This is a genomic window from Pacificibacter maritimus, assembly GCF_003814915.1.
In the GTDB taxonomy this organism is placed as follows: domain Bacteria; phylum Pseudomonadota; class Alphaproteobacteria; order Rhodobacterales; family Rhodobacteraceae; genus Celeribacter; species Celeribacter maritimus.
On sequence record NZ_RKQK01000003.1, the window covers coordinates 372,193 to 390,034 of the forward strand.

The following is a 17,842-nucleotide window of genomic DNA, read 5'->3' on the forward strand; positions in this document are numbered from 1 at the left end:
CGCGTTCGCGACTTTGTTCCTGATCTAAATTTAAAGGGGAATCGCCCTTGAACTTTACAGTCGAACGCTATCTACCTGTCGCCGAAAACACGTTCAAATTTGTCGGATAGAAAAACAATGTCAGACGCAAAATCGCAAGGTGCCTCAATCGTTTTTCAATCGGTTGAAAAGGCCTTTCACAAACCAGATGGCGGTTATGTTTCCGCTGTCTCAGATGCGTCTTTGACGGTCGATTCTGGTGCAATCACCGGCATCATTGGCCGCTCTGGTGCAGGGAAATCCACGATGCTGCGCATGGTCAACGGCCTTGAGCGCCCGACCTCTGGTCAGGTTTTGGTGGGCGGACAAGACGTAGGTGCAGCGCAGGGTGCCAAGCTGCGCGATATACGCCGCGACGTTGGGATGATCTTTCAGCATTTCAATCTGCTGGCTTCGCGCACCGTTGCGGGCAACATTGCCTTGCCGCTAGAAATCGCGGGCGTCCCTGCCGCAAAAATCAAAACGCGCGTGGCTGATTTGATCGACCGAGTTGGTCTTAACACTCAAAGCAATAATTACCCCGCTGAACTGTCTGGTGGGCAAAAACAACGTGTCGGCATTGCGCGCGCCTTGGCCACAGAACCCAAAGTATTGCTGTCTGATGAAGCGACCTCAGCACTTGACCCTGAGACCACGCAGACTGTTTTGACCTTATTGAAAGACATCAACCGCGATCTTGGTTTAACCATTTTGTTGATCACCCATGAAATGGCCGTTGTGCGCGATATCGCCAGTCATGTCGCGGTAATCGAAGGTGGTAAAATCGTCGAATCCGGAAAGACCTATGATGTATTTACTGCCCCCCAACACAAGACAACGCGATCTTTTTTATCGGGCGTCACGGGCGTAACACTGCCTGCGTTCATCAAAGGCCGCATGCTGAAGTCCCGCCCTTCGGGGGCCGCCAAAGAAGTTATGCGCGTGACTTTCGCTGGCACCCATGCCACCGATCCGATGCTTGCGCTTTTAACCCGTGACCTTGGGATCGAGGTAAACATTTTAGCGGGCGCTGTTGAAGAAATCGGCATCAAGCCCTTCGGAAATCTGCTTGTATCCTTGGATGCCGACAAGGCCAGTGACGCGCGCACCTACCTAGAAAAACACGGACTTTTAACGGAGGTGCTTGGCTATGTCAGCTAACTTGATCAGCCTGCTTATGGAAGCCACTTGGCAGACCTTATACATGGTCGCAATTTCCGCGGTGCTTGGCACCATTTTCGGTTTGCCTCTCGGCGTGTTTTTGGCGACATCCCAACGCGGCGAACTTTTATCACGACCCGTGATCAATAAAGTCTTGGGGTTGGTGGTCAACGCTGCGCGTTCGGTGCCTTTTATCATTTTGGTCGTCGCGATCATTCCCTTCACGCGCATGATTGCAGGCACATCTATCGGCACGACTGCGGCCATCGTGCCGCTCACCATCGCGGCCGTGCCCTTTATCGCGCGCCTCATCGAAAATGCTATTCGCGAAGTCGATAGCGGCTTGATAGAAGCCGCAAGAGCCATGGGTGCAACTCCGCTGCAGATCATTCGCAAAGTGCTGATCCCCGAAGCTTTGCCTTCCATCACCTTGGGCCTGACGCTCGCTGTCGTGAGTCTGATCGGTTATTCAGCGATGGTCGGCGCTGTCGGCGGAGAGGGGCTTGGCGATCTTGGCATTCGCTACGGCTACCAACGGTTCATGCCAGATGTGATGGCCATCGTTGTTGTCATTCTCGTTGTCCTTGTACAGCTTGTCCAATCCGTTGGGGAATGGATCGCAGCCAAGGTCGACAAACGAGCCCCTAAGGGTCGTGGGCAGTAGGCCCTCTTACTTTCTATTCTCACCAAGCAGGATTATAAAATGTTACGCCTTACAACACTCTCATCCGTTCTCGCACTTGCTGCGACTGCGCTTTTTGCTGACGAAATCAAAGTCGGCGTCTCTCCAGGTGAGCACGCGCAAATCATGGAAGTGGTTGCCAAAGTCGCCGCGCCCATGGGGCTGGATATCGACATCGTTGAGTTCTCTGATTACGTCATTCCAAACACAGCCTTGGCTGATGGTGATATCGAAGCGAACTCATTTCAACACGTGCCATATTTGAACAACCAAATGAAAGACCGTGGGTTTGAACTGGTTGTCATCGGCACAACCATCACAACCCCGATGGGCGTTTACTCTGAAAAAGTGAGTGACATTGCCGAGCTTGAAAAAGGCGCGCGCGTTGCTATCCCGAACGATCCGACCAATGGCGGCCGCGCATTGTTGTTGTTGCAAGATTTGGGTCTGATCACATTGGCTGATGGCACAGGTTTGGTGCCAAGCCCGCTCGACATTAATGACAACCCCAAAGGTTTGAAGTTCCTTGAGCTTGATGCGGCTCAACTGCCGCGCACCTTGGCCGATGCTGAAATTGCTGTCATCAACACCAATTATGCGAGCGCAGCAGGCCTAAACGCGAAAGACGATTCCATCGCGATGGAAAAAGCTGATGGCCCCTATGTAAACGTCATTGCAGTTCGCGAAGGTGACCAAGATCAAGATTGGGCGAATACCCTTGTAGATGCCTACCAATCCGACGAAGTCAAAGCATTCATCGAAGAAAATTTTGCAGGCTCTGTCATCACGTCTTGGTAAACTACGCCCCACAAATGCGGTGTTGAATCTCGATACCTAAGGCCCGTCTAACCTGCGTTAGGCGGGCCTTTTGGTTTCAAAAATCGCCCGGTGCACATTGCAAGCACACCAGCCCTTCGCCACGCCATGCGTCAACGACCGAACTTCGGTCATCAATGACGAGCCAAGGGTGGAAACCATCTGCTTGCATCTCTTTCAACGCACGACGCTTTACGACTGGATCTGAGGCTGCGTCCTGATCTTCATCACGCAGGTAGATGCCATCAAACGGCAGGTCGTGTTTATGCAGCCAAGCCACCGTGTGTTTTGCCCAACCTTTTGGTCGCCCAGAACAAATCAAAATTGTTTCACCGCTTTCTTTCAAGCGGCGCATCAGCTTTGCAATTGGGGCAATCGGAGCGGCTTGTGCCATCGCTAAATGAAACTCTTCCCAGTGTTTTTCAACGCCATGAACCAAATAGCCCAGTCGCTCTGCATCGAATTCTGCAAGTGTGCCGTCGACATCAAAAACCACACAGGGCGTTGCTGCTGTTTCGGTCATAGAGTTTTCTCCAGTATTGTATTGCCGTTTCTTTCGAACAAAAGCGGTATTGCATTGGGGGGACGCGGGCCAACATCGCCAGTTGTCCACAGCACACGCGCCGCACGGATTATGCCCGAGTGACACACCAAAACAGGCAATGTCCCGTCGGAGGTTGCGCAGATCAACGTAATCGTGTTTTGCACACGCAAAAGCATATCAGGCCAGCTTTCCCCTTGGTCCGGTGTCGCTGCTCTGGCGGGCTGGGCGCTTAACGGCTGCCCTTCGAACACACCCCAATCCCGTTCGCGCAAGCCATCGTGTATGTCGAACTCTCGATTTGGAAAAGCGAGTTGCGCGCTGTCTCGCGCCCGAACCAATGGACTGACATGAATCGAAGTCGGCTTTGGCCATGTTTTAACCGCGAGAGCCCGCGCCTGATCGCGGCCCAAGTGTGTAAGCGAAACATCTGTGACGCCTGCGATGATATCGTCTGCGTTGGCTGTGGTTTCACCATGGCGAACCAAACAGAAGCTACAGGATGGTAAAGGCGCTAAGGTCATAGGCGCACCCGATCGTGAAAGAATACCTCAGCAGCAAGCCCTTCGACCAAGTAGTCTTCAGGCTGAGTGCAAAATGCGGGGGCGAAACGTTTTGCGCCTAAGCGATTGAGCATTTTCACCTGATCTCGGAGTGGTGGATGCACATTCCACCGTTGAAAATACCCGCCAGGAACGCTGCAAATGCCACGCGCATGGGCCGTCATATGGCCAGTAAAAACCACATGCGCATCGCGTCCCAAACGTCCGCTTTCATGCCACGCGCGTACATAGCCCCAAGCGGCCCCGCCATCAGCATTGGGTGTATCACAGATCAAGAAACGCGCTTGCTCCATAGGGCCGCGATCAAAAAGCGGAGCAATTGTTTGGGCATCAGCGCTGACGGCACCACTGGTCAATGCTGCGCGCAGCGTGTCTTGGCATTCAGGGTCAAGCATAACGCTGTCGTATCCGTAACGACGGACCAGATGCAGCGCCATTTCGCCCGCACGGCCAGAAGGAGGAACAGGCAAAAGCACCTGCCCATCCACCCCATCCAACAAGGCGTTGAGTGCACAAAGCCGATCCGATTGCGGAACGTCATCCAGATGATAAGAGCAATCCAAAATCGCTGTGGCCGCTGGAGGCGGCACATCGAAGGTAAACCAATCGGATTCCTCGGACCAATCGCCCGAATAAAATAGCCCTTCACCCAGATCAAAGTGAAACCAGACACCGCCCATCGCATGGCCGTTGCGCCCTGTGGTTAGGGTGACGCCATGGATCATAGTTTCGCCCTGTTCAGGCAAAAGATGCACATTGGCTGCAGGGGGCAAAGCTTTGGCCGTTTGAGCGGTCGCATAGATGGGTAACCCCGCCTCAACAGCATAGGATGCACCGCCGATATGATCGATGTGATCATGGGTGATAAATACCGCATCAGCTCCCTCAAGCCACGCGGGATTGAAATGCGCGTTGGCTTCAGGACCAAAGCCGCAATCCAACAGCCAAATCTGGTCATCCACCGTCAACTGCATGCAGGCAGGGCCTTTGTCCCCGATGCCTGAAAGTACTCTGATGCTTTGCATTTAATCCTCTAAAAAAGCCCACGGTGTTGTGATTGTCAGGCCCAATTGGGCACCAACGTCGAAGCGCGCGCGCGTTTCTGCAAACAGGCGCGCACCGCAATCCGTCACCGTTTCCAGCAGGTATTTCCCGCCCATATAGGTGACCCGCGCGACCTTGCTACGCAGATCGCCATTCTCGGAGATCGTCAGATTTTCAGGCCGCAGACAGACATGACTGACCTGCACCTCTTGCTGTGCCGATTGTACCGCAACTTCGGTCCCAAATATGCGCGCGAGATGTGCATCTCCCGCATGCTTGAACTCTTGCACGGGAACGACAGTCCCACGCCCGACAAATTCGGCAACGAAGCGGTTCTTGGGGCGTTCGTATAGAATTTGCGGCGTGTCGAATTGTTGAATGCGGCCCTGATCCATCACCGCGATCCTATCGGCCATGGCCATAGCTTCGGCCTGATCATGGGTGACATAGATCATCGTGGCACCCGTGCGTTTGTGGAAGTCTGTAAAAACGCCCTGCATCGACGCGCGCAGAGCGACATCAAGATTAGCCAAGGGCTCATCCAGCAATACGGCACAGGGATCCGAGACAAGACAACGCGCCAAAGCCACCCTTTGACGTTGCCCGCCTGAAAGGTCCGAAGGCATACGGTCAGCGTAGTCCTCAAGCCCTGTAGACGCGAGTGCCGCATCTGTCTGCGTGGCAATAGCGGACTTGGAAAGCCTTCGAATTTCAAGCGGATAAGATACGTTGCGCCGCACCGACATATGCGGCCAAAGCGCGTATGATTGGAATACGAACCCGATGTTGCGGTTTTCAGGTGCAATATGTGCCCCTGTTTCGGCATTGGCCATTTCACGGGTGCCGATGCGGATACGTCCACTGCTTGGCTCTTCAAAACCTGCCAAAATGCGCAAAAGGGTTGTCTTGCCGCATCCAGACGGCCCCAAAAGTGCAACAAATTCGCCATCATCAAAGCGGGTTGTGATGTCCTGTAACGCAGGCGTGCCTGTAAATGTCTTGCCGACTGAAAATAGGTCTATGTCTGCCATGGGACAACTCCTTTGGGTAAACGCCCAGACAACAGTTGGATCAGTGCCATAAGCACCACGACCACAAAGACGATGGTCATAGCCAAGGCGCTGGCCATGCCAGTTTCGCCGCTGTCATCTAGATTGAAAATCACAACGCCCAATGTCTCGGTGCCTGAGGACCACAAAAGCGCAGAAACCGTGAGCTCATTAAATGCGGTGAGAAAAACAAGGATCGCGCCAGCCGCTGCCGCTGGTGCTGATAGTGGAAATATCACATCGCGCAGCCGCCGATAGAGAGACGCGCCAACCGATTGTGCGGCTTCGTCCATGCTGGGATCAAACTGCTTCAGGCTCGCCTGAACTGGGCGAAACATCACCGCAAAGAAACGCGCGAGATAGGCCAGAAATATAATCCAGATAGTTCCGTAGAGCGTGGCCTCGGTGAAGGGCAAATTGATCAGCAGCAAGATCATCGCAATAGACAAAACAACACCAGGCAAGGCGTAGGGGAGATCAAGCAGGCTATCGAACAAGCGTGCCAGCCGTGTTTTACGTCGCTCCATCAACCACGCCAAAGGCAGGCAGATCATCACCAAAGTGACAGAAGCACCTGCGGCCAAACCAAAGGAATTGGCAAAAGCCCGTGATGTGACCGGTTGGCGGAATAGAACTTCGTACCAAGAGGCCAACGTCACCGTGTCAAAGCGCAGCGTCACGCCGTAAGCAGGCACCAAAGATGTCGCCATCAGGCCAAACATGGGCAAGACCAGAATGGCAACGACAACCGACCAAAGTGCTATCTCGACAGGCAAACGAGCAGCGCCGAGCGGCAAGGCCAATGGGCGAGACGTACTGCCCACAAGGTGTAATTTCTGACGTGACTGACACAGGCGTTGCAACAATATGCCTGCCACGGCAACCGCCCCGATCAGCATCGCAAGCACAGAAACTTCAGCCAATACGGTCGTGCCCATGCCGGCCAGCTTTTGATATACGAGCGTCGGAAGTGTCGCATAACCTGCGGGAATACCCAACATTGCTGGGATGCCAAAATTGCCCAGCGCGGTCACAAACGTAATCGCTGTCCCTGCCGCCAGACTGGGCAAGGTCAACGGCATCACAACTTGCCACCATGTGCGCAATCCCTTTGCTCCACTGATGCGCGCGGCCTCAACCACGTCTTGCGGGATGGAACGCAGCCCAGCGCGCAGAGTCAAAAAAACAATCGACATGTGCTGGATACCCAGCAAAAAAATAATACCTTGCGGCGAATATAACGGTTGTGGCGCGCCAAGCGGAGGGGCGATGCCAAGTGTTTTCAACAACACAGATGATGGCCCCATGATTTGGGTCCAAGATAGGGCTGTGATTTGCGGAGGGATCATCATTGGGATCATGAGGCAAAAAACCAAGGCCGCTTTGGCGCGTAGATCCGTTAGCGCCACAAGGAATGCAAAAGCTGCGCCCAACACTAGCGATACCAAAGTACCGAAACCCGCAGTGATCATCGAGTGTTTTAAAGCGCTCAAGGTAGAGGGCTGCGCCAGTACATCGCGCACGAGGACAAAGCTCGGACTGCCCTGATAAGTGACGCCCTCAACAAACAGGCGCAAGACAGGGGCCAGCGTCAAACAGATCGCGACCAGCAAAATAGTATTGAACAGCCGAGCCTCGGACCGGCTGCTTCCATTTTGTTGAATGACATGCATCAGTCAGCGCCGAAAAGCTCTGCGAACTTGGCCTTATTGGCTTCGGCGTTTTCAAGGGCTTCGGCGGGGTCAAAGGCCATCAGTTTGATGTTTTCGCGCGCAGGGAATCCTTCAGGAACGCCCATATCGTCACGGGCAGGAATGTAGCCCATATCCAAAACCAGCTCTTGACCCTCAGTGCTCAACAAGAAGTCGACAAATTTCTGCGCGCCTTCGACATTCTTCGCAGAGGACATGATTGCCACGGGTTCAGTCACATAAGACACCCCTTCCTCAGGGAAGATAAAATCAACGGGCGAACCTTCAGCCTTGTTGCGGATCGCAAGGTAGTCGACGACCATGCCATAAGGCTTTTCGCCTGACGCCACAGCTTTGAACGTGCCGCCATTGCCGCCCTGCGCGCGGGCATCATTTTCAGCAAGCGTTTCGTAATAATCCCAGCCCAGCGTTTCATCGCCTGTCAGCGTGGCAAGGTGGATCAGTGCGGCCCCTGAATAAAGCGGTGAAGGCATCGCGATTTGCCCTTTGATGGCGCCTTGAGCAAGGTCATGCCAAGAGGTTGGCGCAGTTTCAACACCCGTGTTGTAAACGATCCCAGTGGTGATCAACTTGGTCGAATGGTAATAGCCGTCTGCTGAATGTAGCGCCGCGTCATATTCGCTAGACTCTGGTGATTTGTAAGCAGCCAAAAGACCCTCTTGCGCCATCCCTTCCAACGTTACGGTATCGGCGATCAACAACAGGTCAGGCTGGGGATTGCCAGCCTCAAGTTCGGCGCGCAGCCGCGCCATGAGTTTGGTTGTGCCATCGCGCACCCAGTCAACTTCTGTATCGGGGTTCGCAGCCATAAAAGCATCTACTGTGCGCTGCGCATCAGCATTGGGCTGCGACGTATAAAGCGTAATTGTGTCGGCCATGGCCGTGTTGGCCAAGAGCGCGAAAGCGGTGGTGGTGACGAAGGACTTCATGGGGCTCTCCTGAGATTCTAACTTTCGAACGAAAGCAATTCACGAGTCGCCTTATCCCTGAGAAAATTGACAGTTTTGTAACGGTTGAGTGAAACTTTTATTTATATTGCGGCACTTAGATCATTTCCCTACCCTTTCGAACAGTTTGATAATTTTTCAAAGGAATTTACCGTGAGACGGGATGTCACCCAGCGCAGAGATGAAATCATCGCGCTATTGTCTGAAAACGATGCGCTTTCAGCAAGCGGACTTTCGACTGAACTTGCTGTCTCGGTCCAAACGATACGCGCCGATCTGCGCGAACTGGATGAAGCTGGGCTTGTTCAACGTCGCAACGGCAATGTGCGGTTGCGCCAACAAAGCGAAAACATCGGATACCTCCCCCGCGAAGGCATCGCCCGACAGGAAAAACAGCGCATTGCCTTGGCCGTCAAAAACCTGATTCCGACGAGCGCAAGGCTGGCCTTGGGCACAGGCACAACTGTCGAAAACTGCGCGCGTTTTTTGGCGTCTCACAAGGACTTGTTTGTCGCTTCCAACAGTATCCACGCGGTGTGCGCCTTACAGCAAGCCCCGAATATCACAATCGAACTGGCGGGTGGGACAGTCAGGACGCGTGATCTCGATATGATCGGTGCGCCTGCGCTTGAATTCTTTGCACAGCACAGTGTCGATTATGCTGTTTTTAGCTGTGGTGGCTTATCTCACACAGGATGCTTGATGGATTATAACAGCGACGAAGTCGCCGCACGCAAGGCGATCACAAGCTGCGCAACAACCCGCATTCTGGTCATCGACAGCACGAAAAACGGATTGGACTTACCCTGTCAGACTGGGCATGTTTGGGATCTTGATGTCATCGTGACTGGGGCCCAGCTTTCTACCACTCTTGTCGAAAACTGTGAGCAACATAACTGCCAAGTGATCCAAGTCTGATCTGCGACAGTGCAGGCAAAGCGCGAACCCTAGCCAATATTATCAGGCACAAACCCTGTTTCGTTTTTAAAGCATTTCAATGAAAATGAAGATTTCGAATTTTGGATACCCTTTATTTTATACAGTTTGGAACTGAGAAAATCTTGGAACCCACGCGTTCCATTCACGGCAACTTTAATGAAACAGTCAAATTCGCCCGATGTCAGATGGACCTCCAGAACTTCAGGGATTTTGCTTAATTCTTCGCATAGCGTTGCGATTTGTGTACCCTCATCACGAGAGGCCGCAATTTCCACCAAAACGATATCAGAATAGCCCAGCATGGCGTGATCAATCACTGCCTTGTATCCTGAGATATACCCCTCGCGCTGCAACCGTTGTACCCGCTGCCAACATTGGCTGGTCGATAGGGCGACAATATCTGACAGCTGCGTATTGGAGATATTCCCGTTTTTCTGCAGTGTTTTAAGAATCCTAATATCTATGGAATCAAGCGTTTTCAAAAACTATCCTTTGCAAAAATGAGAATATATAAAATATTATCCTGCATTTTGACTGTGCAAACCCAATTTCGAACATTCATTCTGACCCAACCAGTTTAGGATCAAAGAGAGGCGTTCTAAAGTTTGTGATCAAGACGGTGCGGCGGCGGAGCAAATTCACATCCCGCGACCGACGATAAGGAAGTTCCCTATGATAAATGTTAAGCCCGCAGATATGATCCTGCGCGACCTTGCACCTCGCCAAGGATATCAACGACTGGTTGAGGCGAAAGACCACGCAACGGGCTTGCACGCGCTGGTGTCCATTCACTCGCTCCACCGCGGCCCTGCTGCAGGCGGGTGTCGAATGTTCGACTACGCCACATTTGACGACGCGGTACAGGATGTGCAGCGACTTTCCTTGGGAATGACCTATAAGAATGCAGCCGCAGATCTGCCGCTGGGCGGCGGGAAATCGGTCATCATTGGTGATCCTAAGCGCCATAAAACACCTGAGTTGATGCGTGCGTTCGGACGCTTGATCGACCATCTGGGCGGCAGCTATTACACAGCCGAAGATGTCGGCATTTCCCCGCAGGACATGGCCTATGTCGCACAAACAACCCCCTATGTCGCAGGGCTCGAAGGCGGAGAATTTGCCAGCGGCGACCCATCCCCCGTCACAGCACGAGGGGTGTTCTTGTGCTTGAAACAAACGCTATTGCATGCGCTTGGATCAGATGACCTAAACAACAAAACGGTTGCGATTCAGGGCCTTGGGCATGTTGGTATGCATTTGGCCACCTTACTGCACGGCGCAGGTGCGGATTTGATCGTGAGCGACATCAATAGCGAAGCAACACAGCATGCCGCACAAAAGCTTGGCGCTTTGGTTGTGCTTCCACAGGAAATTTTTCATCAGGATGCGGACGTTTTCGCCCCCTGTGCGATGGGCGGAATTTTATCGACAGATGTGATTGCAGGGTTGAAAGCGCGTTTTGTCGTTGGTGCGGCGAATAACCAGTTGGCCCACGAAACATGCGGCCAAGGCTTGCATGACGCAGGTGTTCTATATGCGCCGGACTACATCGTTAACGGTGGCGGTATTATCAATGTCGCGATGGAAATCCTGAAAATCAGCGATCCAGCGTATCGCGAAAATCGCGTGAACGGGCTGGCCAAAACTCTTGATCAGGTCTTTACAGCCGCAACCAAGGCGGGTGAGCCGCCGCATATCGTCGCTGACCGATTGATTAAACAGCGCCTAGCGTAGAAAAATCGTCATCGCCCTGTGCTCAAATTGCCCCATGCGCAACCGAACTGTGGCACTCAATAGGCGCCACAGTCATGCTTATAATTGACTGCAAAAAACCTGTGCATCACCAATTTTGCGCGAAGCAGGCCGCTCAATACGGCAGATATTTTGCGCCTTCGGGCAGCGCGTTTCAAACAAGCACCCAATAGGCAGATCAAGCGGGCTGGGCAAATCACCGTCAAGAATCTGGGGCACCACTTCAACGCGTGGATCAGCGACAGGCACAGCAGAAAGCAAAGCTTGGCTATAGGGGTGGGATGGCGACTTTACCACGCTCTCAGCGGGCCCATATTCCATCATTCCACCCAGATACATCACCAAAACATCATCCGAAATATGACGGACAATACCAAGGTCATGCGCCACAAAGATCAGCGTTAGATCCATCTCACGTTGCAATTCGCGCAGCAAATTTACGATCTGCGCCTGAATCGACACATCCAATGCAGACACAGGTTCATCGCAGAGCAAAACCCGTGGTTCGGCGGCCAGCGCACGCGCAATTCCGACCCGCTGACATTGACCGCCTGAAAATTCATGCGGATACCTATTGGCGTTTCTCCTTGGAATGCCAACCCGATCCAGCAGGCTCATGACCCTTTCGCGATGCTCTTGGGCGCTGCGTTTTGGGAAAAAGGCGCGCGATGGTTCTTCGACGATTTGAAATACAGTCATGCGCGGATTAAGCGATGCCACGGGATCTTGAAAAATCATCTGAACGGAGCGACGCAAGTTTAAGACATCAGATTTTTTTGCCGTATTGACGGTCTTGCCATCAAACTCAATTTGCCCTGCGGCCATCGGCACAAGACCTGCAACGGCACGGATCAGAGTTGATTTTCCGCACCCGCTTTCACCAACAACGCCCAAGCATTTGCCCGCGTGAATATCAAAGGACACGCCATTGACGGCATGTACCACATCCGGCTTTTGCCATGGCCACCCTTTAGAATTGGACATTTTAAATTCTACGCTTAAATCGCGAACGCGCAGCAATGGAGTGGATGGGTTAGGCATCATACCAACTCCTCTACGGGGCGCCAGCAGGCGCGTTGATGACGGATGTCACCGACAAGGGGCGGCAATTCCCTATCGCATTGCTCAGTTCTGTTTTCACAACGCGGCGCAAACGGGCAGCCAGGCGGTGGAACCATTTGATTTGGCGGCTGCCCTGCAATACTGCGCAAATCCCCCACCGCATCCTGAATGTTTGGGACGGCCCTAAGCAGCCCACGAGTGTATGGGTGTGAAGGTGTTTCAAACAAATCTAGGGTCCCTGCTTGTTCCATCACACGCCCTGCATAAAGCACCAAGGTCTTTTCACAGGCCCCAGCAACCACGCCCAAATCGTGCGTAATGAGCAAAACAGACATGTCGCTTTCGCGCTGGATTTCTTTGAGCAATGCCATGATTTGCGCTTGCACGGTCACATCAAGTGCTGTCGTTGGCTCATCCGCGAGTATCAATTTCGGACTGCACATCAGCGCCATCGCAATAACGATCCTCTGGCGCATTCCACCCGAAAATTCGTGTGGATAGGCCTTTAAGCGGTTCTTTGCATCAGGAATACGCACGGCATCCATCGCTTCCAAAACGCGTTTGCGGGCTGCTGCCCCTTTTAGACCCTCATGCTGTTCCAAGCTTTCATTGAGCTGACGTTCGATGGTCATATAGGGGTTGAGTGACGTCATCGGGTCTTGAAAGATCATCGCGATTTCTTTGGCGCGAATAGAATTCAATTCGTTTTGCTGCATCTCAAGTAGGTTCTTACCTTGGTAGGTAACAGTGCCAGAGGTACGCGCATTGCCCGCCAAAAGCCCTAAAACCGAGAGGGCGATCTGCGATTTTCCCGAACCGGATTCCCCCACCAAAGCAACAGTTTCTCCCGCCCCAATGGAAAAGGATACATCATTGACCGCCTTGACCACCCCATCAGGGGTTTGAAATTCAATCGACAGGTTTTCAGCTTGAAGCAAAGTCATGAGCGCTCCTTTGGATCAAGCGCATCTCGCAGCCCATCCCCGATGTAGTAAAGTGAGATTTGGTTCACCGCAAAGAAGACCGCGGGAAAGGCGAGTTGCCACAAAGTGCCATATGTCATGGTCGACGCCCCTTCGGAAATCAGGCCGCCCCAACTGGTTTGTGGTTCTTGGATGCCCACACCAAGGAAGGACACCAAGCTTTCGGTCATGATCATATCTGGGATGGTGATAGAGGCGTAGATCACAATGATCCAAAGCATGTTGGGCAACAAATGTTTGAAAATGATCTTGGTATCAGACAAGCCTAGCATACGCGCTGCTTCGATGAATTCACGGTTTTTCAGCGTCATCACCTGACCACGCGTGATCAAAAGACCCGCAGTCCAGTTCATGATCACCATCACGATGATCATCTGCTCAACAGAACGACCAAAAAATGCCTGCCAGACCACAAAGAAAATGATGTAAGGAATTGATAGCGTAATATTGTATGCAGCCATTATCAGCTGATCAATTCGCCCGCCATAATAGCCCGCGATGGCCCCAAAGGTCGCCCCGATGAGCACCGCAGCGATCCCCGCGATAAAGCCCACCATTAAAGATACACGTGACCCTTGCACAACGCGCGCATAAAGGTCGCGCCCCAGTTCATCGACACCAAACCAATGGCCGTTTTCCAAGCTAGGACCGCCTTGTTCTTTAACTTGGCCCAGCAAAGACCAGTCAATTTCTTCAATCGAAAACTGTGCCGCAAGGTTGCCAAAGATAGCAAAAAGAAAAACAAATGCCAAAAACAAAAGCGCAACAACTGCCATACGGTTTTGGAAAAAACGACGCCGCGCATCGGCCCAAAAGGAACGGCTGGACAGCATTTCTTCTGCTGCGGCCTGCGCGTAGTCTTCGCTGTTCATAGTTCTGCGCGCACTCATTTAAGGCCACTCCGCACTTTGGGATCAATCGCCGCATAGGCAAGATCCACAAGAAGATTAAGAACAAAGGTCAGCACGCTGTATAAGATTGCCAGACCCAAAATGACGGAATAGTCACGCGTATATGCCGCATCGATAAACTTTTGACCGATCCCACCTGTTGAAAAGAATACATCCACGAAGACCGATCCTGTGATCATGTAAACAAAGACGGGGCTCATGTATGAGATCACGGGCAGCAGCGTTGGTTTCAGCGCATGACGGATCAAGATGGTGCGTTCAGGCAGGCCTTTGGCCCGCGCGGTTCGGATATAGGGGGCCCCCAAAATTTCAAGCAAGGATGAGCGCGTGATCCGCGCGACATTGGCAAGATAAGACGTGCCCAATGCAACGGCAGGCATGATGATATAGCTCCAGTGGCCACCATTCCAGCCGCCGCCAGGCAACCAGCCCAACGCAAGCGTAAAGAGCAACACCAATAAAGGTGCCAGCACGAAATTCGGAAAGATCTGCGAGAAAATCGCAAACCCCGTCATAATGTAATCCCAAAAGCTATTTTGGCGCAGCGCCGCGACAACACCAAGCGGGATGCCAAGAGCCAAGACAAATACAGCGGACCAAAATCCATAAGTCAGCGTCACAGGAAAGCCCGCCGCGATCAAATCGTTCACCGTGTAGTCGCGCTGCGAAAAACTGGGGCCAAAGTCGAAATGAAAGACAATGTTTTTGATATATGTCCACAGCTGGATGTGGAGCGGCTGATCTAGACCATAGCGTTCAAGCACATTGGCCATAATAGCGGGAGGCAAGGGGCGCTCGGATGTAAACGGCCCACCAGGTGCTAGCCGCATTAGAAAAAAACATATGATTATGAGCGACAGCAAGGTCGGCACAACAGCAAGGCTGCGTCGCAAAGAGTATTTTAACATGGGGCACCTAACGCATGTCTTGCCGCCGGATGAACCGGCGGCAAGAGTGGCAGAAGTGAAAGAAGGGGAAAATTATTCAGCGACTTTGTACAAGTCTTTTGAATAGTACTTCTGCATTACGTTTTCGATTGGCCAACCTTTGACATCGCTCTTCAAGAGCATATTCGCAGAGTAGTGGTAGATCGGCACAACTGGCATTTCTTGCGAGACGATTTGTTCGATCTCGGTGTACAGAGGGCCTGTATCTTTAGATGTTTTGGCTGTCTCAAGCAGTTCATCAACACGCGCATTGTTGAATTTCGCATCATTGTAACCAGAATTGGATTGCAACAAATCTAGGAAAGTAGACGCTTCGTTGTAATCCCCACACCAAGCGCCGCGCGCCATGTCGTAGTTTTGATTACCACGGTTTTCCAAAAAGACTTTCCATTCTTGGTTCTCAAGCGTGACATCGATGCCCAGTTTTTGTTTCCACATTTGCGTGGCTACAATCGCGACCTGCTTGTGGCTTTCAGAGGAATTGTACAGGTAATTAAACGCAAGCTTTTCACCATCTTTCCCGTAACCTGCCTCAGCCATCAACTCCATGGCTTTCGCGTCACGCTCTGCTTGGGTCATCTTTGCATAGTCGATTTCAGGCGCATCGAATCCAGCCGTTGCGGCAGGTGTAAAGTGATACGCTGGGAACTGCCCCCCTTTGAGAACCTGATCCACAATCACGTTGCGATCAATCGCCAAAGACAAAGCTTGACGCACACGCACATCTTGGAAAGCCTCAGGCCCGCTAGCAAGGTTGTATGAGAAGTAATAGTTACACAAACGCGGCACAGCGATCGCTTCGCCAGGCAACTCTTCGTTCAACGCGGGGTACTGACCCGCTGGGATATCGGTTTTATCCAATTCATCCGCTTTATAACGTGTCAAAGCTTGGTTCTCGTCCCCGATAACCAAGGCGACCACTTTATCGAGAACTGTGTTGTCATTGTCCCAATACATGGTGTTGCGCTCACGTACGGACCGTTCTTTTACGACATGTTCGGTTAAGACATAGGCACCGTTGCCCACGAAGTTTTCAGGGCGTGTCCATTCATCACCATGGGCATCGATCACCCATTTTGGCGATGGGAATGTTGTTGAATGTGACACCATTTCTGCGAAATACGGCAATGGCTTGGACAGGGTGACTTCCAATGTAAAGTCGTCAATGGCTTTGACGCCAAGCGTGTCAGCATCCGCTTCGCCCGCAATGATTTCCGCTGCGTTTTCCAGCGACATCAGTTCCATATACCATGCGTATGGCGATGCGGTTTCTGGGCTCACCGCGCGTTTCCATGCGTAAACGAAATCGCCTGCGGTAACCGCTTTGCCATCAGACCATTTGGCCGTATCGCGCAGGTGGAAAGTGTAAACCAAATTGTCATCAGATACATCGTGATGTGTCGCCACACCCGGCACATTCGCGCCATCTGGACCTTGGTTGTACAGACCTTCAAACAGATCGCGTACGATGCCAGATCCGTCGCTATCTTCTACGATCTGTGGATCGAAACTCGTGGTCTCGTCCAGCAAACTATATGTATAGGTTTGCGTATCCGCCAGTTTGGTGCCCTCTGCAACCGTCGCAGCATAAGACGCGGTTGCCAGAAAAGTCGTGCCTGCGAGAACACCTGCAAGTGCGGCTTGTGAAATATTTTTATTTAGATTGACCATTGTCGTCTCCCAGTTGATTGAAGACAGGCTAGCGATTGAGGCTCAGACAAGGCCAATGCCAAGTTTGCATAACCTTATGTGCATAGCGCTAAAGCGTGAAAATGGCCTGAAATCAGGTTTTTTCGCCATATTTTGCCACAACTTCACTCCATAGCGCCTTTAATTTAGGCTTTTGGTTTTGCCGTGAGCGATAAAGACGGATTTCCAAAGGCGCTATAAAACTTTCATCACCAGCATGCACCAATGTGTTTTGCTCAATCGCGTCCGCACAGACTTTAGTTGGCAACCACCCAAGACCGAAGCCTTCTTGGATCAAGGCCATCACGGAATTGGACAAGGCGTTTTGACTCACAAGCAAAGTGGATGCTGTTCCGCTATGAGACGCCAGAATTTCATCGACAACAGGTCGCAACACCGAGGCTGATCCATAGGAAATCAAAGGTACCCGTGACTTTCCTCCATTGGGCAGGCGAAATAGAGGCGCGCCGTTTTCATCAGGTTTAGAGACAGGCAGCAAAGACTCTTTCGCGATCGTCACATAGTCGAACTGCCCCTTTGCGATGGAAGACAAAAATCCCATAGAAGGGTGCCAATAGCACAACATCAGATCACAATTGCCTTGCTGCATTTTACCAACGAACTTGCCTGCAGGCCAAGACACAGAGTCAAGCTCAACAGTCAAAAGTCCACGTTCGACAAAAGGCTCGATCAGACTACCGTTGTAACTGGTATACAGTGATTGGCTGGCCGCAATACGCAGCACGTTTTCATCTTCGACTTCGATCAAACGGCACTGTTCAAGCGCATCCTCCAATGACCGCAGCAAGGTTTCTGAGCGTTCTAAAAACAGTTCCCCCGCTGGCGTCAAACTCAGCGGAAGTGTATCGCGATTGATAAGGCGCGCCCCCACAAAAGCTTCAAGCGCCCTAATGCGGCGTGAAAATGCAGGTTGGCTCACATAGCGCAGCTCTGCGGCACGCGAAAAATTCTGCGTCGCAGCCAAGGCTATAAAGTCTTTCAGCCAATTGATCTCCAAAGCGTTTG

At 52.1% G+C, this 17,842-nt stretch carries 19 protein-coding genes; 6 read left to right on the top strand and 13 right to left on the bottom strand.

Annotated features, from left to right (window positions below; all coding sequences use genetic code 11):
• Window positions 1-117 precede the first annotated feature (117 nt).
• From EDD53_RS11075 to EDD53_RS11085, 3 genes are read left to right on the top strand one after another with little or no spacing between them, the layout of a single operon-like run.
• Window positions 118-1,179 carry a methionine ABC transporter ATP-binding protein gene (locus EDD53_RS11075; protein WP_123793308.1) on the top strand — a complete coding sequence of 354 codons (1,062 nt, stop codon included), beginning with the start codon at window positions 118-120 and terminating at the stop codon, window positions 1,177-1,179.
• On the top strand, window positions 1,169-1,843 hold the full coding sequence (locus EDD53_RS11080) for a methionine ABC transporter permease (protein ID WP_123793309.1): 675 nt from the start codon (window positions 1,169-1,171) through the stop codon (window positions 1,841-1,843). Before EDD53_RS11075 ends, EDD53_RS11080 begins: the two co-directional genes overlap by 11 nt.
• 39 nt (window positions 1,844-1,882) lie before the next feature.
• On the top strand, window positions 1,883-2,659 hold the full coding sequence (locus tag EDD53_RS11085; RefSeq protein WP_123793310.1) for a MetQ/NlpA family ABC transporter substrate-binding protein: 777 nt from the start codon (window positions 1,883-1,885) through the stop codon (window positions 2,657-2,659).
• 76 nt (window positions 2,660-2,735) lie between these two features.
• On the opposite strand, the gene EDD53_RS11090 is transcribed toward EDD53_RS11085, so the two are convergent.
• Genes EDD53_RS11090 through EDD53_RS11115 form a run of 6 tightly spaced genes read right to left on the bottom strand, consistent with a single transcriptional unit; the run spans window position 2,736 to window position 8,515 of the window.
• Complete coding sequence (locus tag EDD53_RS11090) at window positions 2,736-3,200, bottom strand: phosphatase domain-containing protein (protein WP_123793311.1); 465 nt, start codon at window positions 3,198-3,200, stop codon at window positions 2,736-2,738.
• Window positions 3,197-3,742, bottom strand: a complete 546-nt coding sequence (locus tag EDD53_RS11095) for a histidine phosphatase family protein (RefSeq protein ID WP_123793312.1) — start codon at window positions 3,740-3,742, stop codon at window positions 3,197-3,199. Before EDD53_RS11095 ends, EDD53_RS11090 begins: the two co-directional genes overlap by 4 nt.
• Window positions 3,739-4,806 carry an MBL fold metallo-hydrolase gene (locus EDD53_RS11100; protein WP_211331616.1) on the bottom strand — a complete coding sequence of 356 codons (1,068 nt, stop codon included), beginning with the start codon at window positions 4,804-4,806 and terminating at the stop codon, window positions 3,739-3,741. The genes EDD53_RS11095 and EDD53_RS11100 overlap by 4 nt, the downstream gene beginning before the upstream one ends.
• Complete coding sequence (locus tag EDD53_RS11105; RefSeq protein ID WP_123793313.1) at window positions 4,807-5,856, bottom strand: ABC transporter ATP-binding protein; 1,050 nt, start codon at window positions 5,854-5,856, stop codon at window positions 4,807-4,809. It abuts the gene before it with no gap.
• On the bottom strand, window positions 5,844-7,547 hold the full coding sequence (locus tag EDD53_RS11110) for an ABC transporter permease (RefSeq protein WP_123793314.1): 1,704 nt from the start codon (window positions 7,545-7,547) through the stop codon (window positions 5,844-5,846). The genes EDD53_RS11105 and EDD53_RS11110 overlap by 13 nt, the downstream gene beginning before the upstream one ends.
• Complete coding sequence (locus EDD53_RS11115) at window positions 7,547-8,515, bottom strand: ABC transporter substrate-binding protein (RefSeq protein ID WP_123793315.1); 969 nt, start codon at window positions 8,513-8,515, stop codon at window positions 7,547-7,549. Before EDD53_RS11115 ends, EDD53_RS11110 begins: the two co-directional genes overlap by 1 nt.
• A 171-nt stretch (window positions 8,516-8,686) precedes the next feature.
• On the opposite strand from EDD53_RS11115, the gene EDD53_RS11120 reads away from it, so the two are divergent.
• The gene (locus EDD53_RS11120; RefSeq protein WP_123793316.1) at window positions 8,687-9,451 is read left to right on the top strand and encodes a DeoR/GlpR family DNA-binding transcription regulator; all 765 of its coding nucleotides are present in this window, start codon (window positions 8,687-8,689) and stop codon (window positions 9,449-9,451) included.
• Between the two features lie 29 nt (window positions 9,452-9,480).
• On the opposite strand, the gene EDD53_RS11125 is transcribed toward EDD53_RS11120, so the two are convergent.
• Window positions 9,481-9,954, bottom strand: a complete 474-nt coding sequence (locus EDD53_RS11125; RefSeq protein ID WP_123793317.1) for an Lrp/AsnC family transcriptional regulator — start codon at window positions 9,952-9,954, stop codon at window positions 9,481-9,483.
• A gap of 190 nt (window positions 9,955-10,144) precedes the next feature.
• On the opposite strand from EDD53_RS11125, the gene EDD53_RS11130 reads away from it, so the two are divergent.
• Complete coding sequence (locus EDD53_RS11130) at window positions 10,145-11,206, top strand: Leu/Phe/Val dehydrogenase (RefSeq protein WP_246002363.1); 1,062 nt, start codon at window positions 10,145-10,147, stop codon at window positions 11,204-11,206.
• A gap of 78 nt (window positions 11,207-11,284) precedes the next feature.
• On the opposite strand, the gene EDD53_RS11135 is transcribed toward EDD53_RS11130, so the two are convergent.
• The 4 genes from EDD53_RS11135 to EDD53_RS11150 are packed head-to-tail and all read right to left on the bottom strand — an operon-like array spanning window position 11,285 to window position 15,088.
• Window positions 11,285-12,265: an ABC transporter ATP-binding protein gene (locus EDD53_RS11135; protein ID WP_123793418.1), complete on the bottom strand. Its 981-nt coding sequence runs from the start codon at window positions 12,263-12,265 to the stop codon at window positions 11,285-11,287.
• Window positions 12,265-13,230, bottom strand: coding sequence for an ABC transporter ATP-binding protein (locus EDD53_RS11140; RefSeq protein ID WP_123793318.1), 966 nt, complete (start codon window positions 13,228-13,230; stop codon window positions 12,265-12,267). Before EDD53_RS11140 ends, EDD53_RS11135 begins: the two co-directional genes overlap by 1 nt.
• Complete coding sequence (locus EDD53_RS11145) at window positions 13,227-14,141, bottom strand: ABC transporter permease (RefSeq protein ID WP_123793419.1); 915 nt, start codon at window positions 14,139-14,141, stop codon at window positions 13,227-13,229. The genes EDD53_RS11140 and EDD53_RS11145 overlap by 4 nt, the downstream gene beginning before the upstream one ends.
• 14 nt (window positions 14,142-14,155) lie before the next feature.
• The gene (locus tag EDD53_RS11150; protein WP_123793319.1) at window positions 14,156-15,088 is read right to left on the bottom strand and encodes an ABC transporter permease subunit; all 933 of its coding nucleotides are present in this window, start codon (window positions 15,086-15,088) and stop codon (window positions 14,156-14,158) included.
• Between EDD53_RS11150 and EDD53_RS14860 the strand changes: the two genes are divergently transcribed.
• Window positions 15,030-15,194: a hypothetical protein gene (locus EDD53_RS14860; protein ID WP_170162732.1), complete on the top strand. Its 165-nt coding sequence runs from the start codon at window positions 15,030-15,032 to the stop codon at window positions 15,192-15,194. The two genes, EDD53_RS11150 and EDD53_RS14860, sit on opposite strands and share 59 nt — an antisense overlap.
• Here the strand turns inward: EDD53_RS14860 and EDD53_RS11155 are convergent.
• On the bottom strand, window positions 15,161-16,798 hold the full coding sequence (locus EDD53_RS11155; RefSeq protein ID WP_123793320.1) for a peptide ABC transporter substrate-binding protein: 1,638 nt from the start codon (window positions 16,796-16,798) through the stop codon (window positions 15,161-15,163). The genes EDD53_RS14860 and EDD53_RS11155 overlap by 34 nt on opposite strands.
• A gap of 112 nt (window positions 16,799-16,910) precedes the next feature.
• A complete protein-coding gene (locus EDD53_RS11160; protein ID WP_123793321.1) occupies window positions 16,911-17,834 on the bottom strand; it encodes a LysR family transcriptional regulator in 924 nt (307 codons plus the stop codon).
• Window positions 17,835-17,842: the final 8 nt, after the last annotated feature.

Bases quoted from the DNA above. Each gene is read 5' to 3' on its own strand.
- EDD53_RS11075 (WP_123793308.1), top strand. From the start codon at position 118: ATGTCAGACGCAAAATCGCAAGGTGCCTCAATCGTTTTTCAATCGGTT.
- EDD53_RS11080 (WP_123793309.1), top strand. From the start codon at position 1,169: ATGTCAGCTAACTTGATCAGCCTGCTTATGGAAGCCACTTGGCAGACC.
- EDD53_RS11085 (WP_123793310.1), top strand. From the start codon at position 1,883: ATGTTACGCCTTACAACACTCTCATCCGTTCTCGCACTTGCTGCGACT.
- EDD53_RS11090 (WP_123793311.1), bottom strand. From the start codon at position 3,200: ATGACCGAAACAGCAGCAACGCCCTGTGTGGTTTTTGATGTCGACGGC.
- EDD53_RS11095 (WP_123793312.1), bottom strand. From the start codon at position 3,742: ATGACCTTAGCGCCTTTACCATCCTGTAGCTTCTGTTTGGTTCGCCAT.
- EDD53_RS11100 (WP_211331616.1), bottom strand. From the start codon at position 4,806: ATGCAAAGCATCAGAGTACTTTCAGGCATCGGGGACAAAGGCCCTGCC.
- EDD53_RS11105 (WP_123793313.1), bottom strand. From the start codon at position 5,856: ATGGCAGACATAGACCTATTTTCAGTCGGCAAGACATTTACAGGCACG.
- EDD53_RS11110 (WP_123793314.1), bottom strand. From the start codon at position 7,547: ATGCATGTCATTCAACAAAATGGAAGCAGCCGGTCCGAGGCTCGGCTG.
- EDD53_RS11115 (WP_123793315.1), bottom strand. From the start codon at position 8,515: ATGAAGTCCTTCGTCACCACCACCGCTTTCGCGCTCTTGGCCAACACG.
- EDD53_RS11130 (WP_246002363.1), top strand. From the start codon at position 10,145: ATGATAAATGTTAAGCCCGCAGATATGATCCTGCGCGACCTTGCACCT.
- EDD53_RS11135 (WP_123793418.1), bottom strand. From the start codon at position 12,265: ATGCCTAACCCATCCACTCCATTGCTGCGCGTTCGCGATTTAAGCGTA.
- EDD53_RS11140 (WP_123793318.1), bottom strand. From the start codon at position 13,230: ATGACTTTGCTTCAAGCTGAAAACCTGTCGATTGAATTTCAAACCCCT.
- EDD53_RS11145 (WP_123793419.1), bottom strand. From the start codon at position 14,141: ATGAACAGCGAAGACTACGCGCAGGCCGCAGCAGAAGAAATGCTGTCC.
- EDD53_RS14860 (WP_170162732.1), top strand. From the start codon at position 15,030: ATGAGCGACAGCAAGGTCGGCACAACAGCAAGGCTGCGTCGCAAAGAG.
- EDD53_RS11150 (WP_123793319.1), bottom strand. From the start codon at position 15,088: ATGTTAAAATACTCTTTGCGACGCAGCCTTGCTGTTGTGCCGACCTTG.
- EDD53_RS11155 (WP_123793320.1), bottom strand. From the start codon at position 16,798: ATGGTCAATCTAAATAAAAATATTTCACAAGCCGCACTTGCAGGTGTT.